We start from the raw sequence: 21,725 nt of genomic DNA, 5'->3' as shown, positions 1-21,725 counted from the left end.
GTTCGCCATTTAAAGTGGTACGCGAGCTGGGTTTAGAACGTCGTGAGACAGTTCGGTCCCTATCTGCCGTGGGCGTTTGAGAATTGAGAGGGGTTGCTCCTAGTACGAGAGGACCGGAGTGAACGAACCGCTGGTGTTCGGGTTGTCATGCCAATGGCATTGCCCGGTAGCTACGTTCGGAACTGATAAGCGCTGAAAGCATCTAAGCGCGAAGCAGGCCTCGAGATGATTTCTCACTAGAGCTATAAGCTCTCTGAAGGGCCGTTGGAGACTACAACGTTGATAGGCAAGATGTGGAAGTGCTGTGAGGCATTAAGCTAACTTGTACTAATTACCCGTGAGGCTTAACCATACAACGCCAAACGCGTTTTATGTGACAGTTCAAGCAAGAAGTTAATATGACTAAAGTAGATATTTACGCAAAGACTTAAAAAATATTATCAGATATTTTCCAAATTCAGTTAATTTGTAGTGATACGAATTAACGCCCTAATTTGCTTGGTAACAATAGCGTTTTGGACCCACCTGACCCCATGCCGAACTCAGTAGTGAAACGAAACAGCGCCGATGATAGTGTAGCATTTGCTATGTGAAAGTAGGACATTGCCAGGCTCCAAATTGTAGAAAGCCCGACTAGAAATAGTCGGGCTTTTTTACGTCTGTAATTTAATAAATAGCCAAAAACCCATGCGAACTCAGTAGTGAAACGAAACAGCTCGAAGGCGAACCCCGCGGAAGGCCGCCCCGACACAAAGAGTGTGTAGTATTTGCTATGTGACTCTCCACTGCTGTGGGCACCACGACATTGCCAGGCTCCAAATTGTAGAAAGCCCGACTAGAAATAGTCGGGCTTTTTTACGTCTGTAATTTAATAAATAGCCAAAAACCCATGCGAACTCAGTAGTGAAACGAAAAAGCTCGAAGGCGAACCACGACCGATGATCGTGTAGCATTTGCTATGTGACTCTCCACTGCTGTGGGCACCACGACATTGCCAGGCTCCAAATTGTAGAAAGCCCGAATTTAACGATTCGGGCTTTTTTACGTCTGCAGAAAAGTGAAGTGTGGGTGAGTAATGTACACAAGTCTCCCGCGTAGGTCGGGCGAGCGTAGCGATACCCGACGATAAAGAGCATCAAAAATAGCTCAAGGAGCCTGTAGCCTTTAACAATCGTAGTATCCTCAAGTTAGAAATCATTTTTAAAATCATTTTGTTGCAACTTCACTGTTGGTTTAATAAGTGACCTGTGTAAAACTACTGAGGTTAATTCAGTAAATCAGGTGACATGAATGTCAAATATTAAAGCTTGGAAACTTCTCAGCCTGTTTTGTTTGTTTGCGGTGCTTATGGGTTGCCAATCTAAAGAAGAGCAACTGCAAAAAACAATTCAAGAATCGATTAAAAAAGCGGAGGTTGAGCTATCACAGCTAGGTACTGCGCTTGATAATGGTAGTTTGCGTAATGCATTATTACTTAAAGAATACGGTGTTCAGCTTAAAAATCAGCAACCAGAACTTTCAAAAGTTGTTGATGTCATTACCCTTGACGCCACTCGTCAAGGTGCACTTTATAGTGGTTTAACACAGCGACTTAAAGATATTAAGGGCACCTACCTTATTCCTCCTTACGAAGATACTTTGCACAGTATTGACTTATTGCGCGAAGCTGCAAAGCCTACGTTATTTTCAGATGCGTTAACCGATCCTATTAATATGCTTGCGGATATGTCTAAAGGTAATTTAGCGCGTATTGGTGCTATTAGTCAGCAAGCTGAAGGCGCTGGAGTTGGTAACCAAATGGTGGGTAATCCTAATTATGGTAACTGGCAATCTAACAGCAATGGTACTAGCTTTTGGCAATGGTACGGTATGTATCGTATTTTAGGGGATGTATTCAATCGTGTTGAATATGGTAGCTGGAGCCGAGGTCGTAAATATAGTTATTACAATGATTACGGCCGCACGCGCTACTCAAGCCCAAAACAAATTAAAGCGCAGAGCACGCTAGAAACACGTACGCGTCAATCATATCAACGCCAAGGTAAGCAGTTTACTAGCCCTTATGCGAGCAAAAAAACGGGGGCGTCAGGCTTAAGCCGAAGTAGCTACACACCACCTAAAAGTCGCAGTAGTTATTCTCGTTCGAGTAGTTATAGCAATAACTCGGGCTCAGTTCGTAACAGCGGTAGTAGAACCTCTCGTGGCGTGAGCCGTGGTAAGTAAAAGAATAAAGTTGGAGTTAGAGTAATATGTATGAATTTAATGGAATAACAATGTGGTCACTACAAGCGCTGGCGATTGATTTTGCAATTATTGTTTTGCTGTTTGTGAGTCTTAAATATATTAAGGGTTGGGTATCTAACCTGCATGCTAATGATGAAATTACTGAGCGTGATAACTTTGCATTTGGTATTAGTTTTGCTGCGGGTTTAGTTGCATTGGCGATTGTGCTTACAGGTGTAAGCAGCGGTGCTTTTGCAGTGTCATTACAGCAAGAAGCTCTGCAAATGTTGGGTTATGGTGCACTGGCTATTTTACTTATTAAGCTTGGGCATTTCTTTCAAGATAAAGTTGCGCTGCGTAAAGTGAGCTTACATAGCGAAATAGTTAAAGGTAACGTGACTGCGGCTGTTATCGACTTTGGCCACGTTGTTAGTGTCGCCATTGTAATTCGCTCGGCATTGCTGTGGGTGGCTACCGACGGTTGGCATGGTTTACCAATTGTGGTTGCTGCTTTTGTTATTGGCAGCCTAGTGCTGTTGTTAGTGAGCCAATATCGCGTACAGCTGTTTAAGCGCACCAATAAAAGTGGTGATTGCTTACAACAAGCAATTATTGATGGCAACTTAGCCGTGGGTATTCGTTATGCCGGTTTTTTAATTGGCAGCGCATTAGCCATTACCGCAGCAACGGGGATTGCGCCTTATGTAGCCGATAATATTAATGCGAGTTTGTTGTACTGGGCTATAAGTGCAGTAGTTAGTTTACTGGTATTTATTATTTTGCACTTAGTGACAATTAAAATAATTTTATCTGGCTGTGATATTTCAGATGAAGTGAACCGTCAAAAAAATGTGGGTGTAGCCGCTATTTCTGCAGCGTTATCATTTGCGGTAGGTATAACTATGGCAACACTATTAGGCGCATAATCGAGTGTCATCAACTATAAAAAGCCCAAGTAAATTTAGTTTACTTGGGCACGATATTTTACTTATTACCGTTATGGCCGTACTCGCAGGGTGTGGCCTTATTTATGAATACTTACTGTCTCATTATGCGGGGCGGGTACTTGGCTCAGTAGAAAGCGCTATTTATGCGATGATCGGCACTATGATAGTAGCAATGGGCATTGGCGCATTTTTAGCACGTTGGTTTAAAGATGCATTTACCGCCTTTGCTTGGCTAGAAAGTATAATTGCTTTGATTGGTATGGGCTGTATTTTAGCCATTGCCGGCGTTATTGCTGTTAGCTATTCACTGCCGCATATGTTTTCGAGTATTTTTAATTTACCTCCCGACGTAGTACTCAATGGCTATGTATTTCAAAAGCTACAAGAGTGGTCGCGTTTTTTACCCTATGTATTTGGCCTTATACTTGGCTTGTTTATTGGTATGGAAATACCGCTTATTGCGCGTATTCGTCAGCATGTTTATGGCCGTTTTTTAGAAAATAACGCAGGAACAATTTATGGTGCCGACTATATAGGCGCCGGAATTGGCGCGGCTATTTGGGTTAGCATTATGTTGTCTATGCCCATAATGCAAGCAGCCGCGTGGACCGCGCTGTTTAATATAATTGCTGGGCTTGCTTTTTTATGGCGGTATCACACCTATGTACGCTTTGCCAAACTGTTATTAGCGTGTCACCTGTTATTACTAGTATTATTTGCGTTTATATTGGTATTGGGCAGTAGTTGGATGGATAACTTGAGCAATGTTTTATACAAAGACAAGGTTATTTATTCTCAAGCCACTAAATATCAACATGTGGTACTAACCGAGCGGTTAAGTAAAAATCAGCCGCAGCCAATAACCGATTTATACTTAAATGGGCGCTTACAGTTCTCTAGTGTTGATGAGCAAATATATCATTCAATGTTAGTTTACCCGGCTATGTTGGCGTCAAACCGTCATGAGCGGGTACTGATCATTGGCGGTGGCGATGGGCTGGCACTTAGAGATGTTTTAAAGTGGCCGGTGAGCAAAGTAACCCTGATTGACCTTGATGGGCAATTGCTTAATTTGTTTGGCCATAAAGATGCTGAATTTACTTCGCCTGAAGATATTAGCCAGCGGTTGTTAAGCCTTAATAGCAAATCTATGCATGATCCGCGTGCAGATATTATTGTTGGTGATGCCTTTTTAGAAGTTGAAAAGTTGCTCGATCAGGCAAAGCAATTTGATACTATTTTAATTGATTTACCTGACCCTAATCATCCCGATTTAAATAAAATGTATAGTGACTACTTTTATAATCATGTACGCCAATTACTAGCACCAGATGGCGCAATGGCGGTGCAGTCAACTTCGCCTTATCATGCTAAAAAAGCCTTTTTAAGTATTGCTAAAACGGTTAAAGCGGCTGGATTTGAATATGTAGAGCAGTATCAACAAAACATTCCTTCATTTGGACAGTGGGGCTGGACTATAGCTACCAAAATGGGGCAATCGGCTAGTGGGCGAATCAACGATGTAACCGCAATGCCGATACGATCAAGGTGGATCAGTAAAGAATATTTACTGGCTAGTTTTATTTTTCCGAATAATTATTTCGAACATATTAAAGATATTGAAGTCAATAGGTTAGGCTCTGGCCAACTGTACGATTATTACCGTACAGCATGGCAAATAGAAAGCGAATTGTATAAAAACTAATAAAACATGGTTGACATAATATGTCAGCCATGAGAATCTTAACTCAGACATAATATGTCAAACGACAAAAGGCAGAGACATGGAATTAAATGAACTTTCAATAAAATTAGCTTCTTTTGAAACAGAAGGCGCTAACTTTGAGTCTTTCTTGATTGCTAATCCAGGTGAGCAAGATGTATTACAAGTCATTGTTGATGAAAATGATGAGCTTCCAATTTTTGTTACGCAAACACAAGAGCAGTTATTATGCATTAGCTACTTGTTTGACGAAGATGAAGTTAAGCCGGAATTACGTAACGAGTTAAACGAAACATTACTACGTTTAAACGTGCCAATTCCATTAAGTGCATTTGCTAAAATCGATAATAAATACGCGATTTTTGGCGCACTGTCGGTAAATTCATCATTAGATGACATTACCCACGAACTAGTGACATTAGCCGATAATGCTATTGATGCACTAGAAGCCGTGACCATGTATTTAAACGATTAGTAGCGATTTAGTGGAGTTAAGATTATGAGTATTTTAAAAAAATTATTTACAGCAGTACGTGGCGGCGCGCGTGAAGCAGGCGAAGCAATTGTAGATAAAAACGGTATCCGTATTTTTGAGCAAGAAATTGCAGATGCACAAAATGCTTTGCACCGTGCTAAAAAAAGCTTAACAGAAGTTATGGCGAAAGAAATGCAAACTAAGCGTAAAATTAGCGCTGTAGATGCATCTATTGCTGAGCATGAAGCTTATGCTGGGCAAGCGCTGGAAAAAGGCAACGAAGCTTTAGCATTAGAAATTGCAGAAAAAATTGGCGAGTTTGAAGCTGAAAAAGCAGAGAACGAACAAGTATTATCTGGTTTTAGCAATCATATTGTAGCGCTTAAACAGCAAGTTAAGGAAGCTGAAAAGTCGATTAAAGAAAACCAACGCCAGCTAACTATGGTTAAAACCACAGAAAGCGTGCAACAAGCTACTATGGCTGTAAACAGCACATTAAACACTAACAGCTCGTCTATGACATCGGCTCGCCAATCACTTGAGCGTATTAAGCAACGCCAGCAAGACCGTCAAGATCAGTTAGGTGCAGCTAAAGAGCTTGAAGCCGATGTAAACGGCGACGATTTAAAAGCGAAAATGGCAGAAGCCGGAATTGGCGACAGCAGTCCAAAAAGTGCTGATATTTTAGCGCGTATTAAAGCCAAGCAAAATAGCTAATAATTACGTTCATATTTAAAAAGGTAACCAGGCTTTAGCTTAGTTACCTTTTTTGCTTAGAAGGCAGCCTTCCTATGTTTAATTTTTTCAAATCTAAAAAAGAGCCAGAGCGTCAGCTTAATCATGCCAGTGAGCTTAAAAAAGGTGACATGTTTACTGTCATCGATTCATTTGCTTATCCAGCGTGGTTAAAAGGGCAAACTCTTCGCGTTATTGATATACAAACTTACCAGTATCAACACAGTAGTGACACTGAGTTTGTGTTGGAAAGTGACAGCGGCCAAGTGGTATTTTTACAAATAGAGCAAGAAGATGGTGAGCAATGGGCTAACTTTTCTATAAAAGTACAACGTGATGAAGTAGAAGATATATTTGGCCTTGATCAGTTTGCGCGTATTTTTGATGAAGAGTCTTTAACGCATATCACAGTGCAAAATATACCAGAGCGTTTTACGCAGTTTTTAGCTAACAACTATCAGCAAAGCGAATCGCCATTTGTGTGTTATTTTCATAATAAAGACTATCGCAATCAAGCTCTTCCACGTTATGAGCAAGAAGGTGGTGAGCTGTGTGAAATGATTTGTTTAGAGTCTGATGATAAAGGCTTTGGTTTAAATATTGAGATTTGGGATGGTGGCGAAACCGAAGTATCGCTTACCTTAACGCGGCCAATTACCGACATTGTTGACTTGTTTCCAGGAGACGCTAAGTGAGTGATGCTAAAGAAAAGTGGTTACGCCAAGAGCAGGCAGTGCGTGCCACGCAAATGGCATTTGATCTAAGTAGCGAAGTACAAAAGTCGATAAAAAAGCAAGCGATTGATCAAGAGCTAACACCTTCAGATATGATCCGCAAAATACTCGGTTTGGATGTAAAGTCTAAAAAAACCCGACAGCGTCTATCGTTTAATTTAAACGACGATGAAATAGCACAGCTTGCAAGCCGTTTTGATGTGCAAAGTGATGATAAGCGCGTAGTAAAGCAACGCGTTGCAGAACTTTTGATTGCTCATACAAAAAAAATTAAGTAGTTTTATGTTATAGACGCTATGCCCTTAAACTAAAACGATAAAATAACGAGTTGCCGTGAATATAATTTTAATTGCTTACTTACTAATTTTTGCATTATTTGGTACTGCGGCAAGCTACTTTGTGCGTTTTATTTATGCGTATTGGGTGCTTAACAAAATGCCAATGCACTATATTATTAAGGCGGGGATTTGTTTAGTAATGGTGGTAATTATTTCAGCGTTAATCCCATATTTAGGATAACGCTGAAATTAAATTGTTTGCAGCATTATTTTATTTCAAAAGGTTGGCATTGCTGATTAATACATAGTGATTGTACTTCAAGCACTGATGGGCAGTCAGTTAAGCCTTGTGCCTTATTTAGCGTGTTTTCTTGTGCTGTTATTTGCTGTGCAATCTGCTCAGCTTGTTCTTGTTGGGTATTAAGTGTTGAGTACACCGTATACTTACTTGGCCCACCGCACGCACGCGCACCTACTTCAAGCACTTTACATTGAAAGCTAGCTGTACAGCTATTGTTACTAACAATATCGTTAAGTTGACTATTAAGACTCGCTAAACTCGTTCCGTGATCATTGCTTGACGATGTTGTGCTAGCACAGCCGCTCAGTAATAAAATACTAGTAGCAATACTTACAATTGATAGTTTAATTGCTGATGGCAAACAACTCATAACCTTATCCTTAAAATACACTTACTGCTGAGCCTTCAAGTTTAACACATTTATTTTCTACACACTGCGTGCTTGGCGCAGTTAAATGTTGGCAAATACTGACCATTTGATTTTGGGCATTATAGTTACTTTCAAAAGTAGTGATTTTTTTACTTAATGCAGTGACTTGCTCAGTTGTTGCTGTTGTCGTTGAATACACTATATAACTACTTGGGCCGCCACATGCTCGGCTACCTACAGCTTCTACTTGGCACTGCGTACTGCTATCACATTGTTTATTAGCAATGAGCGTATTTAATTCATTTTTAGCTGTTTTAATGTCATCAAGAGTAACTGTTTTCATGGCAGTATTTGATAGTTTTTCGGCTGGGGCATGTAATTCTGCTTTGTTACTTTTTTGCAGTTGTTGTAGTTTTTGCTGCGATGGCGTTGTTGCTTCGCTGGCAGTTGTTTTTTCTGTTTCTGCTACGGGGTTATCTAAACAAGCGGTTAAACACAGTGGTAAAAATATAGCTAGCAATGGTGTACGCATAACAAATCCTGATAGTGGTGAATTATTCACCACTATCATACACTGTGCATTTGTTACGGCAATAAAAACTCTATTATCAAGCAATTAAAGCCGTTATTAATTACTGTGAATATTTACAGCCCGCCTTGGGTTAACTTGCTGGGGTTAAGTAGCTTTTCGAGCTCGCTGCGCGATAAATCAGTTTCTTGCTCGGCAACATCAATAATTGGGCGAGCTTCTTTATATGCTTGTTTCGCTATTTTGGCTGCTTTTTCATAACCGATCACCGGATTTAGCGCGGTTACTAAAATAGGATTTTTAGCCAGTGCCTTATCAATATTTAGCTGATTTACTGTAAAGCTAGCAATGGCTTTATCTCCCAGTGCTTGGGCGCTATTAGCGAGTAACTCTATACTTTGTAAAATATTATAAGCAATTACCGGCAGCATTACATTTAGCTCAAAATTACCTGCTTGGCCGGCAACGGTAATTGTAGCGTCGTTACCAATTACTTGGGCGCTCACCATAGCTGCCGCTTCGGGGATCACTGGGTTTACTTTGCCGGGCATAATAGATGATCCGGGTTGCAGTGCTTCAAGCTCTATTTCACCTAAACCAGCTAATGGACCAGAGTTCATCCAGCGCAAGTCGTTGGCTATTTTCATTTGCGCTACAGCAAGTACTTTTAATTGCCCTGAAAGCGCGACAATGGCATCTTGCGAACCAATATTGTAAAAAAAGTTACTGCTAGGCGTAAATCTAATACCTACGTTGGCACTGAGATTATTAGCAAATAGCGGTGCAAATTGTGGATCGGCATTAATACCTGTTCCTACAGCGGTACCACCTTGCGCTAGTTCGCAAACACGCTCTAGGCTATGCCTTATACCAGCCGCGGCATGGTTAATTTGCGTTTGCCAGGCACTTAGAGTTTGCCCAAAAGTAACCGGCATAGCATCCATTAAATGAGTGCGGCCGGTTTTTACTATAGCGCCAACCTCGGCTTTTTTGTGTTCTAAATGCTGTGATAGTTTTTCTAGTGAAGGGAGTAATTCGTACACCACATTTATTGCGCTGCTCAGGGCAATGGCAGTAGGGATCACATCGTTAGAGCTTTGCCCCATGTTTACATCATCATTAGGATGAATGCTTTCATCGCCTAGCCGGCTTGCTAAAGTGGCAATCACTTCATTGGCATTCATATTTGAGCTAGTACCCGAGCCAGTTTGAAATATATCGACCGGGAAATGCTCATAATGGCTACCATCAATAATTTCTTGGCATGCTTGCTCTATTGCTTTAGCTTTAGTTTGGCTTAGGTGCCCAAGCTCAAAGTTGCTCTGCGCTGCCGCTTGTTTAATGTAAGCAAGGGCGGTTATAAACTGCTTAGGCATAGCTAAACCACTGATGGCAAAATTATTCACAGCGCGCTGAGTTTGCGCTTGATATAGTGCATTAGCAGGGACTTGTAACTCGCCCATGCTATCTGATTCTGTTCTAAACTGAGTCATAATATTCTACCTTAAAAGGATTAAACCAGCGGCTGAGAATGCTCATTACGCACTCGCTTGGTAATTATTTATTGTAAGTAAACCTTGTACTCTATCTGTAGGCTGGTGTGGTAAATTGCAAGGGTTATTTGATAATAGTTATCATTACATTTTTAGCTAGGTGTTTCAATGTAAAGTACAGCTATAAAAGTATAGATTAATTAACTGGCTTTAAAGCGTACATTAGCGCACGACAAAATACGCTAAATTTGTTTTACTGTTGCGCATCAGTCTTTAACCTTGAGAGTAAAAATGATCAAGCCATTCTCACAAGCGTGTGAAAATAATAAACAGCCTATTTTAGCGCAGTTAAAATCTGTGTTAGCGAATGCCAAAACGGTGCTCGAAATAGGCTCAGGTACAGGTCAGCACAGCGTGTACTTTGCTCAGCAGTTGCCGCATCTACAATGGTATAGCAGCGACAGAGCGATTAATCATGAAGGTATTAATTTATGGCACCGCGAGGTTAATTTAACCAATTTACATGCTCCCCTTGAACTTGACTTAAACAATGCGTGGCCAATAGATAAAGTGGATGCTATTTACACGGCTAATACTTTTCATATTGTAAGCTGGCAACTTGTAGAGCATTTTTTTGCGGGTGTAAAACAGCATTTAAATGACCAAGGCATAGTATGTATTTACGGGCCATTTAAATATAAAGGCGAGTTTACTAGCCAAAGTAATAACGACTTTAATCGCTTTTTAATAGAGCGCGACCCACTTAGCAGTATTAGAGATTTTACAGCAGTTGAGCTATTAGCAAAGCAAGCAGGGCTAACGTTAATAAGTGATATAGCCATGCCTGCTAATAATCAGTTACTGATTTTTAAACGGCAGTAATGCGCTGCATTGATCTTTATAAATATTAATATGCTGGCGTTCACGCTTTAAGTAATCGCTAATTGCGTTGCCAAAGTTATTATCAACTATATGGTGAGCTGAGTAGGTTAATACAGGGGCAAAACCGCGTGCTATTTTATGCTCACCTTGTGCCCCTGAATGAAAACAGCTGAGGTTATGCTTTATTGCAAACTCAATCCCTTGGTAATAGCATAGTTCAAAGTGCAGAGAATCTACCTCTTCGCTTGCCCCCCAATACCGCCCATACAGTGTATCTGCTCCTATTAGGCTAAGGGTTGCGGCAATAATAGCGTCTTCTTTTTTGGCTAGCATAATGACTAGCTTGTCGGCCATTAGCGCATGTAAAAGCTTAAAAAAGGGCATATTTAAATAGCCTAAGTGGCCAGAGCGTTTTAAATAAGTACGTTGATAAAATTCGCAAAATAGCTGCATAATTTCAGGCGTAATTTGCATCCCTTGCAGCCATTCAATAGTAATGTTTTGTTGGGTTATTTTGCTGCGTTCTTTTTTTAGTGATTTACGCTTACGTGAATTAAGCGTATTTAAAAAATCGTCAAAGCATGTAAAGCCTTTATTAAACCACTGAAATTGCACACCCACTCTAAGCATAGCGTGTTGCTCAGTGAGGTGTGTGGCTTGGGCTAAGTTGCAAAAATTAACGTGCCAACCAGACCAGCCTTGCTCTTTGCTGTGCAGGTTTAGTAACTCTGTAATGTATTTATACACTAAACTAGGATTGCTGTGCTCTATAGCAATACGGCTACCTTCAATGGGACAAAATGGCACACCGCATAACCATTTAGGGTAGTACTCTAAGCCATGTTTCTCGTATGCTTCTGCCCAGGCCCAATCAAACACATATTCACCGTAAGAGTGGCTTTTTAAATAGCCAGGTGCCAGCGCAATAATATTTTCGCCCTCAAAAATAGCTAAGTGATAAGGCTGCCAACCATTTTGTTGATTAACACACTGACTTTGCTCTAATGCGTATAAAAAAGCATGTTGGGTAAATGGCTCGTCGCCAAACAAACGTTGCCAATGCGCTCGCTCTATTTGATTAATACTACTAAACCATTGATGCGAAAATGTCGCCATTACTACTTACCTTGTGCGTGTTCTACGTTTTTTATAAAGGTGCTTATTTGTTTTTTAAGCTCAGGAAAAAAGGGGTTATAGGTTAATCGTTGTAAGGTGGGATATTGCTTTAAGTTAGCAGCGGTACGTTCTCCAAATTGCGGATCTTTTGTGGTTTTACAGGTTTTATATAACTTTTCGCCGCCAATAAAACTGCCGCAATTACGATAAGAGGCACTAATACCATAATGCGGATTTTGTGGTGAGTTAACAATGGCAATATGCGATATACCATGGATTTTTAGACATGCTTCGCTGGCACACTGCGGATTTAATACTCTGTAATCTGCTGCAAAATTTGGGGGTAAAATAGTGCTGCTACCATAAAGCACTAGGGTATCGAGTTTTTTATAGCGACTTAAATTAGTATTATGTAGTGCATTTAATAATTTAAGGGTGGCATGGCTATCAATTGTCGCGTCAATATCGCTTATTACGCTAAATACAGGCAATGCCAAAGCAGGGCGCTTACTTAAGTGTTTAATGCTAACCAATGACATTGCATCATATGAGGCTGCTGCAGCATTGAGTGGAAACGACTCATACTTAGCAAAATCAACATCGGCGTCTTTATCTATCCAATTTAAAAATGGGATTAAATCAAGCCACTTGGCTATCCAACCTTGTTTATTATGCGGCTCGGAGCCCGGTGAAAATAACATAAGCGCCGTTATTTTTGATGAAAGCGCTTGCGTGATTGCATAGTCTATAAGTAGTGCGGCCCCCGTAGAGTAGCCCCCTAAAATAACCTCATCAAAGTCTTGTGTTGTGCGCTCTATAGCGTAACGCACAGCTTGTTGCCATTGCTGTAGGTCTACATCTTGTAACGCACTAGCAGCACTGCCGTGGCCGGGTAACAAAATAGTGCGTACGGTATAACCTTGCTGATAATACACTTGGGCTAAATCGTGATAGGTAAAAGGAGAGTCGGTAAGGCCGTGCACGAGTAATACCGCTTTTTTACTTTGTGAATGTTTTAACTCAAAAGGAGCAATAATGTCGGCAATAGTGGGGTTAGGCTTACGACTGCCTTGAGTAACTAGTTGCTGATACGTTTGAGTAAATACAGGGCATGGCATAGCAGCGCGAGGATTAGCTACACTAATATACTGATACGCATGATTGAGGTAGCTATTAAATGGGGCACGCGCTTGGTAATCAAAATACGCTTGATGGTGATCCTTTGTATAGCGTAATAGGCCTTGCTGTTTACTCTTTTTAATAAATTCAAAATCGCTTGCCTGCGTAATACAATTTTCAGCGACAGCTAAGTGAGGCAAAAAGCTAAGCATACAAGTTAAAAATATTTTTAAAAACACACTATTATTGTTCATAAACCACTGCATATTGAGCAAGACACTCGGTTAGCTTAATTAGTTCAAGCGGTTTTGCAAGGTGTTGATTAAAACCAACCGCCTGAGCGTGTGCTTTGTCTTCGGGCATAACGTCGGCAGTTAAGGCAACAATTGGCAGTTCCTCAGCCGTTTTAAATTGCCTGATCAGTGCCGTTGCTCTATAGCCATCCATTACTGGCATTTGGCAATCCATAAGCACTAGGTCAAAATGCTGTTTTTTTATAATATTAACTGCAAGCTCACCATTTTCAACAACCTGTGGCACAATTTTTAGTGAGCCAAGCATGGCTTTTATAACCATTTGATTAACCGGGTTATCTTCGGCCACTAAAATTTTTAAAGCGGCTATATTAGTATTATCTGTAGGTTTTATAAGGGGTTCTTGCGCTTTAACCGTCTCTATTTCTAATGTAAATGTAAAAGTAGAGCCTTTATCAAGCTCGCTATGTAGCGCTATATTTGCATTCATTAATACACTAAGCTCTTTGGCTATGGCTAACCCAAGGCCGGTGCCACCAAACTGCCGAGAAGTAGAGTTATCGGCTTGAGTAAATGCACTAAATAACTTTTCATGTTGAGTTGCTTTTATACCTATTCCGGTATCAATAACGGCAATTGTTAGCTGTGCTTTATTGGGCGCAATAAGTTGCGTATCTACATTTAAAGTAACACTGCCAGCGTTAGTAAATTTAATAGCGTTACTGCATAAATTAAGCATTATTTGCTCTAATCGCATTGGATCGCCAACAAACCAAGTGTCTTTAGGGATGTTGCTATTTATTTTCCACACAATTGCTTTGCTTGCAGCACTTTGTTCAAACATAGTATTAATGCGCTGAATAAGTGCGGTTAAATCAAATGGAATACGTTCAAGCACTAGCCGTTTTGATTCAATTTTAGATATATCGAGAATATCGTTTATCAAATTTAATAAGCTTTTAGATGACGAATTTATTTTATCTAAATAATCAATTAGGGTATTGGCGTCGTCTTCTTTACGGGCAAGCGAAGAAAAGCCAATAACAGCATTTAGTGGCGTGCGTATTTCATGGCTCATATTAGCTAAAAATTGACTCTTAGCCCGGTTAGCCAAATCAGATTGCTTTTTTGCTTGTACTAACGAATAAGTACGCTCTGCTACTTGGCGAGTAAGTGCAATTTGCTGCTGATTAAACAGTAGTAAAATCAATAAAATTAATGAGCATACAACTACTTGAAGTATCAGCAGCAGTAAGGTGAGTTGATTATTATGTTGAGCTAAAAAGGCATCTTTAAGTGCCAGTTTTACGATCCATTGTTGCCCGCCAAAATCGACATTAAACGATATTAGCTTACTGCCTTGTGCAACATTAAGATTGTTTGAGTTACTGTAAAATGCGGGTTTGTTTATATCTTCATAAATAGCAATCGAAAACATTTTAGACTGCTGCTCAGTAATGGCCTGCTTAATAATTTGAGGGACTAAAAATACGCCTGTGGCATAGCCTTTAATGGTTTCTTTTTCATTGGATTGAGAATATACAGGCGCAAATAATAAGTAAGCAGCATCAGAGTGCTCAGTTTGTACGAGTTGAATTATTTTAGTTCCCACTGGCTGATACTTTATTGCGGGGTTGAGTAAGGATGCTTTGCGATCTGGGTTTGAATATACATTAAACCCAATTGCTTTTTGGTTGCTATTAAGCGGTGCTATATATTTTACAATAACGAGTGGATCGTTTGGCTCTAAAGGTTCACCAATAACATCATAATTTAAGTTATAAATGCTTGAAATTTCTTTAGAGAATGCTTGGCGTTGATGAGATGGGATTTTTACATTCCATGATAAAGCTTTTATAAATGAGTGCTTAGCAAGTAGGGTGTTGGCATATTGATTAAAGTCTTGCTGGCTTAATGTTGGCGATGACTGAACTTGGCTAGCTAAACTTTGCACAGCAATAATGCTGCGATTAGTATAGCGGTACAGGCTGTTTTCTATCACTTGCACTTCGCGCTCAGCAATTTTTATCGCATTAATACGGCTTTCACTATCGTATAATTGTGTGGTGGCCGCTACTGATACAAATAAAATGCAACATACCGAAAGTGTCGGTAGCACCGAAATATTATAGTTATCAGACTTCTCTGGTAATAACGAAAGTAAAAATGGAGTGGCAATTAACACCCCTAAAATATCACCTAACCACCAGTAAGTTGTGTTTTTCCAGTGATTATCTGCACTGTACATTGCATTAAATTGGCTTAGTGCAAACACGCCAAAATTAGCCGAAATTAAACTGACTAAAACACCTACAACTACAATAAAATAAATAATGTTTTGGCGCTTTTTAAGGCGCAGAGGGTGGCCTAACCAAAACTTTAATATTGCGGCCCCAACCATGGCCTGCAATACCACCCCAAAGGCAATATACATAGCCTCGTTTAATGAATTTCCTACCAATACCATTTCATGAGTTGTATTAGCAAAAAAATTTAAATTAAATGCGAGAGCCGCTAAAAATAGCGCAGGAATAAATCGCCACCACCACACAAAGCAGCCAACTAAGGCTATACCAGCAGGTAACCAAACCGGAATAATTTGCGAGTTAAAGGTTAGCTTGGTAAGTATTACTCCTACAAAAAAATAGGCTAAAGAAAAAATAATGTAAAAAACACTAGAGTAATACTTGGAGTTAAAATTTTTCACATAAATCCCTGTACAAGTAATATTCCCAATTTAAAATATCAGTATAGCTAACAGTAAGTTATTTGCGGTATTTTTTATAATGGTAATTGTTTTTTGCTAAAAGACTGCTTTAACACCACGGTTGATTCTATATTAGCGATACAGCTTAAGCTCCCTAGTTGATGCTTAACAAACTGCTCATAGCTTTCTAAATCATGCGCAATTATTTTTAGTAAATAGTCGTAACTTCCCGATATTACCGAACACTCTAGCACATGAGTGAGCTTTTCTACGTGTTGCTCAAATTGCCGGGCAGCACTGGCCGAATTTTGATTTAAACGTACAAATGCATACACCAAAACGTTTAGTTTAAGTGCCTTGGGGTTAATAGCAGCGTGGTAGCCGGTAATAATACTAGCTTGTTCTAGCTTTTTAATTCGTCTAAGGCAGGGCGTATCTGAGAGGCTAATATGACTGGCAAGATCTGCAACAGACATTCTGGCGTTGGCTTGTAAGGCAATGAGCAATTGCTGATCTTTTTTATCGAGCATATATAGATTCTTATTAATTATTTTTATATTTGTAGTGATTATTGCTAATGATGTTGATAATTACTAATTTTTTAGCGTTTTACCCTCATTAAACTCTGTTAGCATTTAGTGATAACTATAATAACAGGAAACAATAATGAGCACCCATACAGCCATTTTTGATCGATGGATAAGAAGCGCCTTCCCACAGATAAACAGCGAGCTTGAGCAACTTTACTGGCAACAAGATGATAAAGCCAATGTAGAGGGGTTGGGAGAGCCTTTAAAACAGCAATTAAAAGATGAAGGTAACGCATTAATAAGTAATTTATTAGCGGAGGGAAATACCGATGAAGGTTTTGATAGTGCGTTTGATTTACTCGGTAATGTAGGGCTTTTTATGGCGGCGTGTCGTCGTCATGAAATTACCGAGCCAAGCCGTGAGACCACATCGCCATTGGTAGAAGCGTCGGCACTAGCAATGCATATAGGTGCCTCTATTGGAGTAACGCCACGCTTTGCGACTGCCCATTTAACCACGCACAATAAAGCGCTAAATGGCACGTATAAACGTTTTACTAATTTACCCGACGAAAAACTATTTATTGATTACAACACCCAAGGTATTTTGGCATATAAACGCGCCAGCGATGCATTATTAAAAATATTACCATTAGGTATTTCGCACCCCACCTGTGCCGAGCTATTAAAAGTAGCAAAACAAGCGTTAATAGATGTAATTGAATCGAATAATGCACTTTATACCCAGTTAGACACAGAGCGCTTTTTTAATTGTGTGCGCCCTTATTATAAACCGCATCGAGTAGGCAATGAGATATACAGAGGTGCTAATGCGGGAGATTTTGCCGGCATAAACGTTATCGATATGCTACTTGGGCTGTGTAGTGCCAACGAGCCAAGTTATTCACAAATGCTGGTGGATAAGTTTTTATATATGATGCCAGAAGATCAGCAAATATTGCGCGAAGCAATGCGCATGCAAAGCTTTATGGATGACTTTTTACAGGCGCAGCAATATAAAGACAATGACTGGTTTAAATACCACGCAAAGCTATTTATTCAGGTGTGTAAATTACATGGTGACACTGCAATCGGTCATCATAATCAATTGGTTGAAAAATTTATTGCGCAACCGTCAAAGCAAATGCAACAGCAACATATGAGTAAAGTAACAGCCAGTGGCCCACCATTACATGTTTTGCTCGATTCGTTAGAAAAACTCCGTGATAAACGTGCCAGCGCTAAACGCGACGATATAAAAACACGTTACGACGATATAAACTTGCTAAAACAGTGGATTAAATAAGATGAATCAACACGATTTTTGTATGGCCGAAGGCTGTTATTTATTAAGCCACTCAGTAGGGCGTCCACTGAAAAATAGTCAGCAGCATTTAGCGGCTCATTATTTTTCGCCGTGGGAATCGTCAAATAAAGAACCCTGGCAGCAATGGTTACCTGCAGTAGAGCAATTTAATACCGCATTAGGGCAGTTATTTAATGCGTCTAGCGAGCAATTTTGTCCACAAGTTAACTTATCCAGCGGCTTAACCAAATTGTTAATGTCGCATCCGCGATTACAGCAAAAAAATTGCAAAGTATTAATGACGCAAAGCGACTTTCCAAGTATGGGCTTTGCGATGCAAAAAGCTTTGCCAAAATGCGCGCAAATAACATTTATTCCTGAATATGAAAACTTAACCGATATTACCGTTTGGCAGCGTTATTTAACGGATAACATAGATTTAGTTTTTATCAGTCACGTATATTCAAATACAGGGGTACAAGCCCCTGTACACGATATTGTTGCTTTTAGTAAAAAAACGAATAGCTTATCAATCATTGACGTTGCGCAATCTGCAGGGGTGATACCGCTTGATTTAACCGCCTTAAATGCTGACTTTATGATTGGCTCTAGCGTTAAATGGCTATGTGGCGGCCCTGGTGCTGCTTACTTATGGGTTAACCCACAGCAAATAGCTGTTTGTGAGCCTAAAGATGTTGGCTGGTTTTCTCATCAAAATCCCTTTGAGTTTGATATAAATCATTTTATTTATAACAAGGGAGCGCTTAAATTTTGGGGCGGTACTCCCTCAGTTGTACCTTATATTATTGCAGCCAATAGTATTGCCTATTTTGCCGCATTGGGAATTGATAAAGTTAGGTCGCATAATTTAGCAATGCTTGCGCTTATTCAGCAACAGTTGGGTAAATATGTTGTGTCGCCCACGCTGCAGCATCAATGCAGTGGTACTGCTATTTTAAACTTTAACATGCAGCAACAACATGTATTGAATGAGCTTAATAGTGCAGGGATTAGTGTGGATGCCAGAAAGCTTGGTATACGAGTTTCACCGCATATATATAATAGCGCCGACGCAATACATAAGTTTATAGCGGTTATAAAAAAAGCGATTAAGGTTGTTGACTAAGTTGCTCTTTTTGCTGATTTAACGCCTCTATTTGTTGCTGTGCTTGCCCAATTAAAGCATCGTATGACTGTTTAAGAGCTGATGTTTTAGTTGCAATCGCATTGGCAATAGAGGAAGCCCCTAAACGATTTGCTTTATCTTGCGTCATGTAATCAATTTGCTGTTTTTTTTCTGTGTATTGCTGCTGATATTGTTTAATAGCCAGTTGGTAGCGTTTTATATCACGATTAATTTGCTGCGTTTTTAAGTAATCATCAACAGAAGTATCTGTTATTTTACTGCTAGCAGTTGTATCGCTATAGGCTGTGGTTACATTAATATTTTTTAGCGTAATGGCTTGTGCATCTAGAGCACAGGGCAGCTGGCTAAATGTAGGAACACCTTTAATAACGCATTTATAAACAGTAATGTTTTCTGCCAAGCTAAAGGTTGGCGCGGTTAAGCAAATTGATAGCAATATAACCCGGATCATAGTTAAACCTAAATTGGCTTAAAGTTAAGTTAATCATGCCCTAAGTTATAGTTTGGTACAATTTGTTTAGTTTTATAAATTTTAGGCACAAAAAAACCACAACTAAGTGGTTTAAATTAAGTATGGTGGAGAGGGAGGGATAGACTTGCTTACATCCATGTAATCAATCGCTGCGCGACGCTTGCAGCGGCCCAAAATGTTCCCGACATTTTGTTGAACCCTGTCGAGGGATCTCACCCTCCCAATTTAGTCTTGGTGTTAAATTATAGGCATAAAAAAACCACAACTAAGTGGTTTAAATTAAGTATGGTGGAGAGGGAGGGATTCGAACCCTCGATAGAGCTACAAACTCTATACTCCCTTAGCAGGGGAGCTCCTTCGGCCACTCGGACACCTCTCCAACGCATAACCGTTTTTTTATTGATGGAAGTAAAAATTAAAGCCACCAATATAAATGTGGTGGAGAGATAGGGATTTGAACCCTAGATAGGCTACAAACCTATGCCGGTTTTCAAGACCGGTGCATTCGACCACTCTGCCATCTCTCCGTGACGCAGAATAATACTTAGGTCATACGCATGTGTAAATAGCAAAAAGACTGTTTGCTTAAAATTTAGGCTAAAATGAGGTTTTTTTTGTAAATAAGGGGAAATAAAGACAATTTTAGTAAAATTAAATAGGTTGCAGCAAGCAGTGGGAGCTAAATAAGAAGCTTTATTTAGTGGTTGGGTGCTTGCTGCACCGTATAAATAGTCATGGTTGTGTGACTATTTATATTGAGCTGTGCTACCAAGAGCGAGTCTTTTACCGAAGCGATTAAGCTTTGCTAACATTTTAGCTTTACGATTTGTTGGTTTAACGGCAATGTGAGTAGCAGCTGTTTCATTTAATGTGTTAATTGGGTTCATTACTTAACTCCGAGTTGTGGTTGGTGAAAACGGGGGCATTCTGCCTCTTAATTGTTTAAAAATAAAGCGATAAAAATTGAGCCCGAAGCATTAGTTATTTTAATCCGAAAGGATTTTATTAACCTGCCGTTCACTTGGTGGGTTTGGGTGTTTTTGCATTTTTATTCACGCCGTTAGTTTTTAAATCCCTTTTGTTATGGGGTCTCTGTGTTTGTTTTTATTTTTAATGCGATAAAAGCATTCTTTTTTGGTTATTTATTCAGATTAAATTATTTTAATTAAATGATTTTTTATGCTGTTTAATTAGTGTTTATAAAATTAACTTTATGAGCGTTAAAAAAATTCCAGTAAAGTTCTAAAAAAAGTTGGTGTAATGCACTTTATATTTGCATTGCATGGGTGAATTACTTAGCTTTTTAGCAAAATGGTGTTTTTAATAAAGTTAGTATTACTAGGAGTTATAACGAACACTTGGCAGCTGTTTTTATATTAACCAATAAAAAAGCGCCTACTTTACAGTAGGCGCTTTTGCGTTAGTTGCGTTAATAACGCGTCTAACTGGGGACAGAGCCTCTTCTAGCAACCGCTCTGTTTGCTAAAAAGGCATTAATTCGTTTTGTTGGGGTAAGCACTATGGCGTTACCAAGTAGTACTAAGCTAAACCCTGCAAAGGTATTTGCATGCCATTCAAAGCCTTCATAAAAGCTGCTTAGTGTTACCGCAACTAAAGGAAACAGTACGATGACATAGCTGGCTTTTTCGGGGCCAATATTTTTTAACAGTGCAAAGTAACAAGCAAAGGCGATTACAGTGCCAAAAATAGATAAGTACAATAACGACAGCCAATAGCTAGTAGGTGCAGTGAAATTAAATTGCACGTCGCTTATAAATACATATAAGGCTAAGCCAATGGCACTGTATAACATGCCCCAAGCATTACCTTGTAACACACCAATTTGTTTGCGTGAATTACGTACACTTACCATGTTTCCTAATGAAGCCACAAAGGTGCCTCCAAGAGCAAGTAGTAACCCGACGAATGCACTGTTACTCAAGTTGAGTTGCTGTAATTGTGGCCAAAACAAGCAGGTGATACCTAAAATGGCAAGTACAGCGCCGGTATAAATTCGTTTTGAAATAGGTTTGCCAAAAAATAATCGGGTATTAACTATATTCATTACTAATAGCATTGAAAAAGCAATCGAGGTCATTGCAGAGCTAAGGTGATTTTGTGCCCAGTAAAGCATTAAGTAATTTAGGCCAAAGTTAAACAGGGCCAATAATACGAAAAAACCATGATCGACTAAATTAAATCGCATTTTAGGTTTTTTGTATGCCACATATAACCACATTAATAATGCCGCGATTGCAAAACGATAAAATAGCGATAGTTCAACAGCAATATCGCCTAGCTGAAACTCTATGGCCAACCAGGTTGAGCCCCAAATTAAAACAGTTGTTATATATAGCGCTGCACTTTTCAATACTGCTCTCCAA

At 39.6% G+C, this 21,725-nt stretch carries 21 protein-coding genes, 2 tRNA genes and 2 rRNA genes; 13 read left to right on the top strand and 12 right to left on the bottom strand.

Going from position 1 to position 21,725, the window contains the following annotated elements:
- The 10 genes from J5X91_RS09575 to J5X91_RS09530 form a co-directional block, all read left to right on the top strand.
- A 23S ribosomal RNA gene (locus tag J5X91_RS09575) occupies positions 1–352 on the top strand; the annotation flags it as partial.
- A gap of 145 nt (positions 353–497) precedes the next feature.
- A 5S ribosomal RNA gene (rrf, locus tag J5X91_RS09570) occupies positions 498–612 on the top strand.
- A gap of 678 nt (positions 613–1,290) precedes the next feature.
- On the top strand, positions 1,291–2,223 hold the full coding sequence (locus J5X91_RS09565; RefSeq protein WP_011326766.1) for a hypothetical protein: 933 nt from the start codon (positions 1,291–1,293) through the stop codon (positions 2,221–2,223).
- Between the two features lie 26 nt (positions 2,224–2,249).
- On the top strand, positions 2,250–3,149 hold the full coding sequence (locus tag J5X91_RS09560; RefSeq protein WP_011326767.1) for a DUF350 domain-containing protein: 900 nt from the start codon (positions 2,250–2,252) through the stop codon (positions 3,147–3,149).
- 4 nt (positions 3,150–3,153) lie between these two features.
- A complete protein-coding gene (locus J5X91_RS09555; protein ID WP_208834508.1) occupies positions 3,154–4,875 on the top strand; it encodes a polyamine aminopropyltransferase in 1,722 nt (573 codons plus the stop codon).
- 79 nt (positions 4,876–4,954) lie between these two features.
- Positions 4,955–5,368, top strand: a complete 414-nt coding sequence (locus J5X91_RS09550) for a YjfI family protein (protein ID WP_011326769.1) — start codon at positions 4,955–4,957, stop codon at positions 5,366–5,368.
- A 24-nt stretch (positions 5,369–5,392) separates the two neighbouring features.
- Positions 5,393–6,085, top strand: a complete 693-nt coding sequence (locus J5X91_RS09545) for a PspA/IM30 family protein (RefSeq protein WP_011326770.1) — start codon at positions 5,393–5,395, stop codon at positions 6,083–6,085.
- Positions 6,086–6,159: 74 nt separating this feature from the next.
- Positions 6,160–6,798 carry a DUF4178 domain-containing protein gene (locus J5X91_RS09540; protein ID WP_179807273.1) on the top strand — a complete coding sequence of 213 codons (639 nt, stop codon included), beginning with the start codon at positions 6,160–6,162 and terminating at the stop codon, positions 6,796–6,798.
- Positions 6,795–7,115, top strand: coding sequence for a hypothetical protein (locus J5X91_RS09535; RefSeq protein ID WP_041454305.1), 321 nt, complete (start codon positions 6,795–6,797; stop codon positions 7,113–7,115). Before J5X91_RS09540 ends, J5X91_RS09535 begins: the two co-directional genes overlap by 4 nt.
- Positions 7,116–7,170: 55 nt before the next feature.
- Positions 7,171–7,356: a hypothetical protein gene (locus J5X91_RS09530; RefSeq protein ID WP_011326773.1), complete on the top strand. Its 186-nt coding sequence runs from the start codon at positions 7,171–7,173 to the stop codon at positions 7,354–7,356.
- Between the two features lie 25 nt (positions 7,357–7,381).
- Here J5X91_RS09530 and J5X91_RS09525 read toward each other — a convergent pair whose 3' ends face one another.
- From J5X91_RS09525 to J5X91_RS09515, 3 genes are all read right to left on the bottom strand, one after another.
- On the bottom strand, positions 7,382–7,786 hold the full coding sequence (locus J5X91_RS09525) for a hypothetical protein (protein WP_011326774.1): 405 nt from the start codon (positions 7,784–7,786) through the stop codon (positions 7,382–7,384).
- 10 nt (positions 7,787–7,796) lie between these two features.
- Entirely contained in the window at positions 7,797–8,318 is a 522-nt protein-coding gene (locus J5X91_RS09520; RefSeq protein ID WP_011326775.1) for a hypothetical protein, read from the bottom strand.
- A 113-nt stretch (positions 8,319–8,431) separates the two neighbouring features.
- Entirely contained in the window at positions 8,432–9,808 is a 1,377-nt protein-coding gene (locus J5X91_RS09515; RefSeq protein ID WP_208834507.1) for a class II fumarate hydratase, read from the bottom strand.
- Between the two features lie 291 nt (positions 9,809–10,099).
- Between J5X91_RS09515 and J5X91_RS09510 the strand changes: the two genes are divergently transcribed.
- The gene (locus J5X91_RS09510) at positions 10,100–10,690 is read left to right on the top strand and encodes a DUF938 domain-containing protein (RefSeq protein ID WP_208834506.1); all 591 of its coding nucleotides are present in this window, start codon (positions 10,100–10,102) and stop codon (positions 10,688–10,690) included.
- On the opposite strand, the gene J5X91_RS09505 is transcribed toward J5X91_RS09510, so the two are convergent.
- The 4 genes from J5X91_RS09505 to J5X91_RS09490 all read right to left on the bottom strand — a co-directional run bounded on the left by J5X91_RS09505 (position 10,667) and on the right by J5X91_RS09490 (position 16,416).
- Positions 10,667–11,806, bottom strand: a complete 1,140-nt coding sequence (locus J5X91_RS09505) for a GNAT family N-acetyltransferase (RefSeq protein ID WP_208834505.1) — start codon at positions 11,804–11,806, stop codon at positions 10,667–10,669. The two genes, J5X91_RS09510 and J5X91_RS09505, sit on opposite strands and share 24 nt — an antisense overlap.
- 2 nt (positions 11,807–11,808) lie before the next feature.
- Positions 11,809–13,179, bottom strand: a complete 1,371-nt coding sequence (locus J5X91_RS09500; RefSeq protein ID WP_208834504.1) for an alpha/beta fold hydrolase — start codon at positions 13,177–13,179, stop codon at positions 11,809–11,811.
- Positions 13,169–15,886 carry an ATP-binding protein gene (locus J5X91_RS09495; protein WP_208834503.1) on the bottom strand — a complete coding sequence of 906 codons (2,718 nt, stop codon included), beginning with the start codon at positions 15,884–15,886 and terminating at the stop codon, positions 13,169–13,171. Before J5X91_RS09495 ends, J5X91_RS09500 begins: the two co-directional genes overlap by 11 nt.
- A 74-nt stretch (positions 15,887–15,960) precedes the next feature.
- The gene (locus J5X91_RS09490; RefSeq protein WP_011326781.1) at positions 15,961–16,416 is read right to left on the bottom strand and encodes an Lrp/AsnC family transcriptional regulator; all 456 of its coding nucleotides are present in this window, start codon (positions 16,414–16,416) and stop codon (positions 15,961–15,963) included.
- Between the two features lie 136 nt (positions 16,417–16,552).
- Here J5X91_RS09490 and J5X91_RS09485 point away from each other — a divergent pair, with 136 nt between their 5' ends.
- Together J5X91_RS09485 and J5X91_RS09480 are read left to right on the top strand one after the other, a co-directional pair.
- Positions 16,553–17,722, top strand: a complete 1,170-nt coding sequence (locus tag J5X91_RS09485) for a monodechloroaminopyrrolnitrin synthase PrnB family protein (RefSeq protein WP_011326782.1) — start codon at positions 16,553–16,555, stop codon at positions 17,720–17,722.
- Between the two features lies 1 nt (position 17,723).
- Complete coding sequence (locus tag J5X91_RS09480) at positions 17,724–18,848, top strand: aminotransferase class V-fold PLP-dependent enzyme (protein WP_208834502.1); 1,125 nt, start codon at positions 17,724–17,726, stop codon at positions 18,846–18,848.
- On the opposite strand, the gene J5X91_RS09475 is transcribed toward J5X91_RS09480, so the two are convergent.
- The 5 genes from J5X91_RS09475 to J5X91_RS09455 all read right to left on the bottom strand — a co-directional run bounded on the left by J5X91_RS09475 (position 18,832) and on the right by J5X91_RS09455 (position 21,712).
- On the bottom strand, positions 18,832–19,320 hold the full coding sequence (locus J5X91_RS09475) for a hypothetical protein (RefSeq protein WP_011326784.1): 489 nt from the start codon (positions 19,318–19,320) through the stop codon (positions 18,832–18,834). The two genes, J5X91_RS09480 and J5X91_RS09475, sit on opposite strands and share 17 nt — an antisense overlap.
- A 307-nt stretch (positions 19,321–19,627) precedes the next feature.
- Positions 19,628–19,720: transfer RNA gene (locus tag J5X91_RS09470), tRNA-Ser, on the bottom strand.
- A gap of 57 nt (positions 19,721–19,777) precedes the next feature.
- Positions 19,778–19,868 (bottom strand) — tRNA-Ser (locus tag J5X91_RS09465).
- 219 nt (positions 19,869–20,087) lie between these two features.
- Positions 20,088–20,228 carry a hypothetical protein gene (locus J5X91_RS09460; protein WP_167376929.1) on the bottom strand — a complete coding sequence of 47 codons (141 nt, stop codon included), beginning with the start codon at positions 20,226–20,228 and terminating at the stop codon, positions 20,088–20,090.
- A gap of 554 nt (positions 20,229–20,782) precedes the next feature.
- The gene (locus J5X91_RS09455; RefSeq protein WP_011326785.1) at positions 20,783–21,712 is read right to left on the bottom strand and encodes an EamA family transporter; all 930 of its coding nucleotides are present in this window, start codon (positions 21,710–21,712) and stop codon (positions 20,783–20,785) included.
- Positions 21,713–21,725: the final 13 nt, after the last annotated feature.

It is taken from the genome of Pseudoalteromonas sp. K222D (assembly GCF_017653575.1).
In the GTDB taxonomy this organism is placed as follows: domain Bacteria; phylum Pseudomonadota; class Gammaproteobacteria; order Enterobacterales; family Alteromonadaceae; genus Pseudoalteromonas; species Pseudoalteromonas nigrifaciens.
Note: the sequence above shows the minus strand (reverse complement) of the source record. Positions and strands in the feature narration are given on the sequence as shown.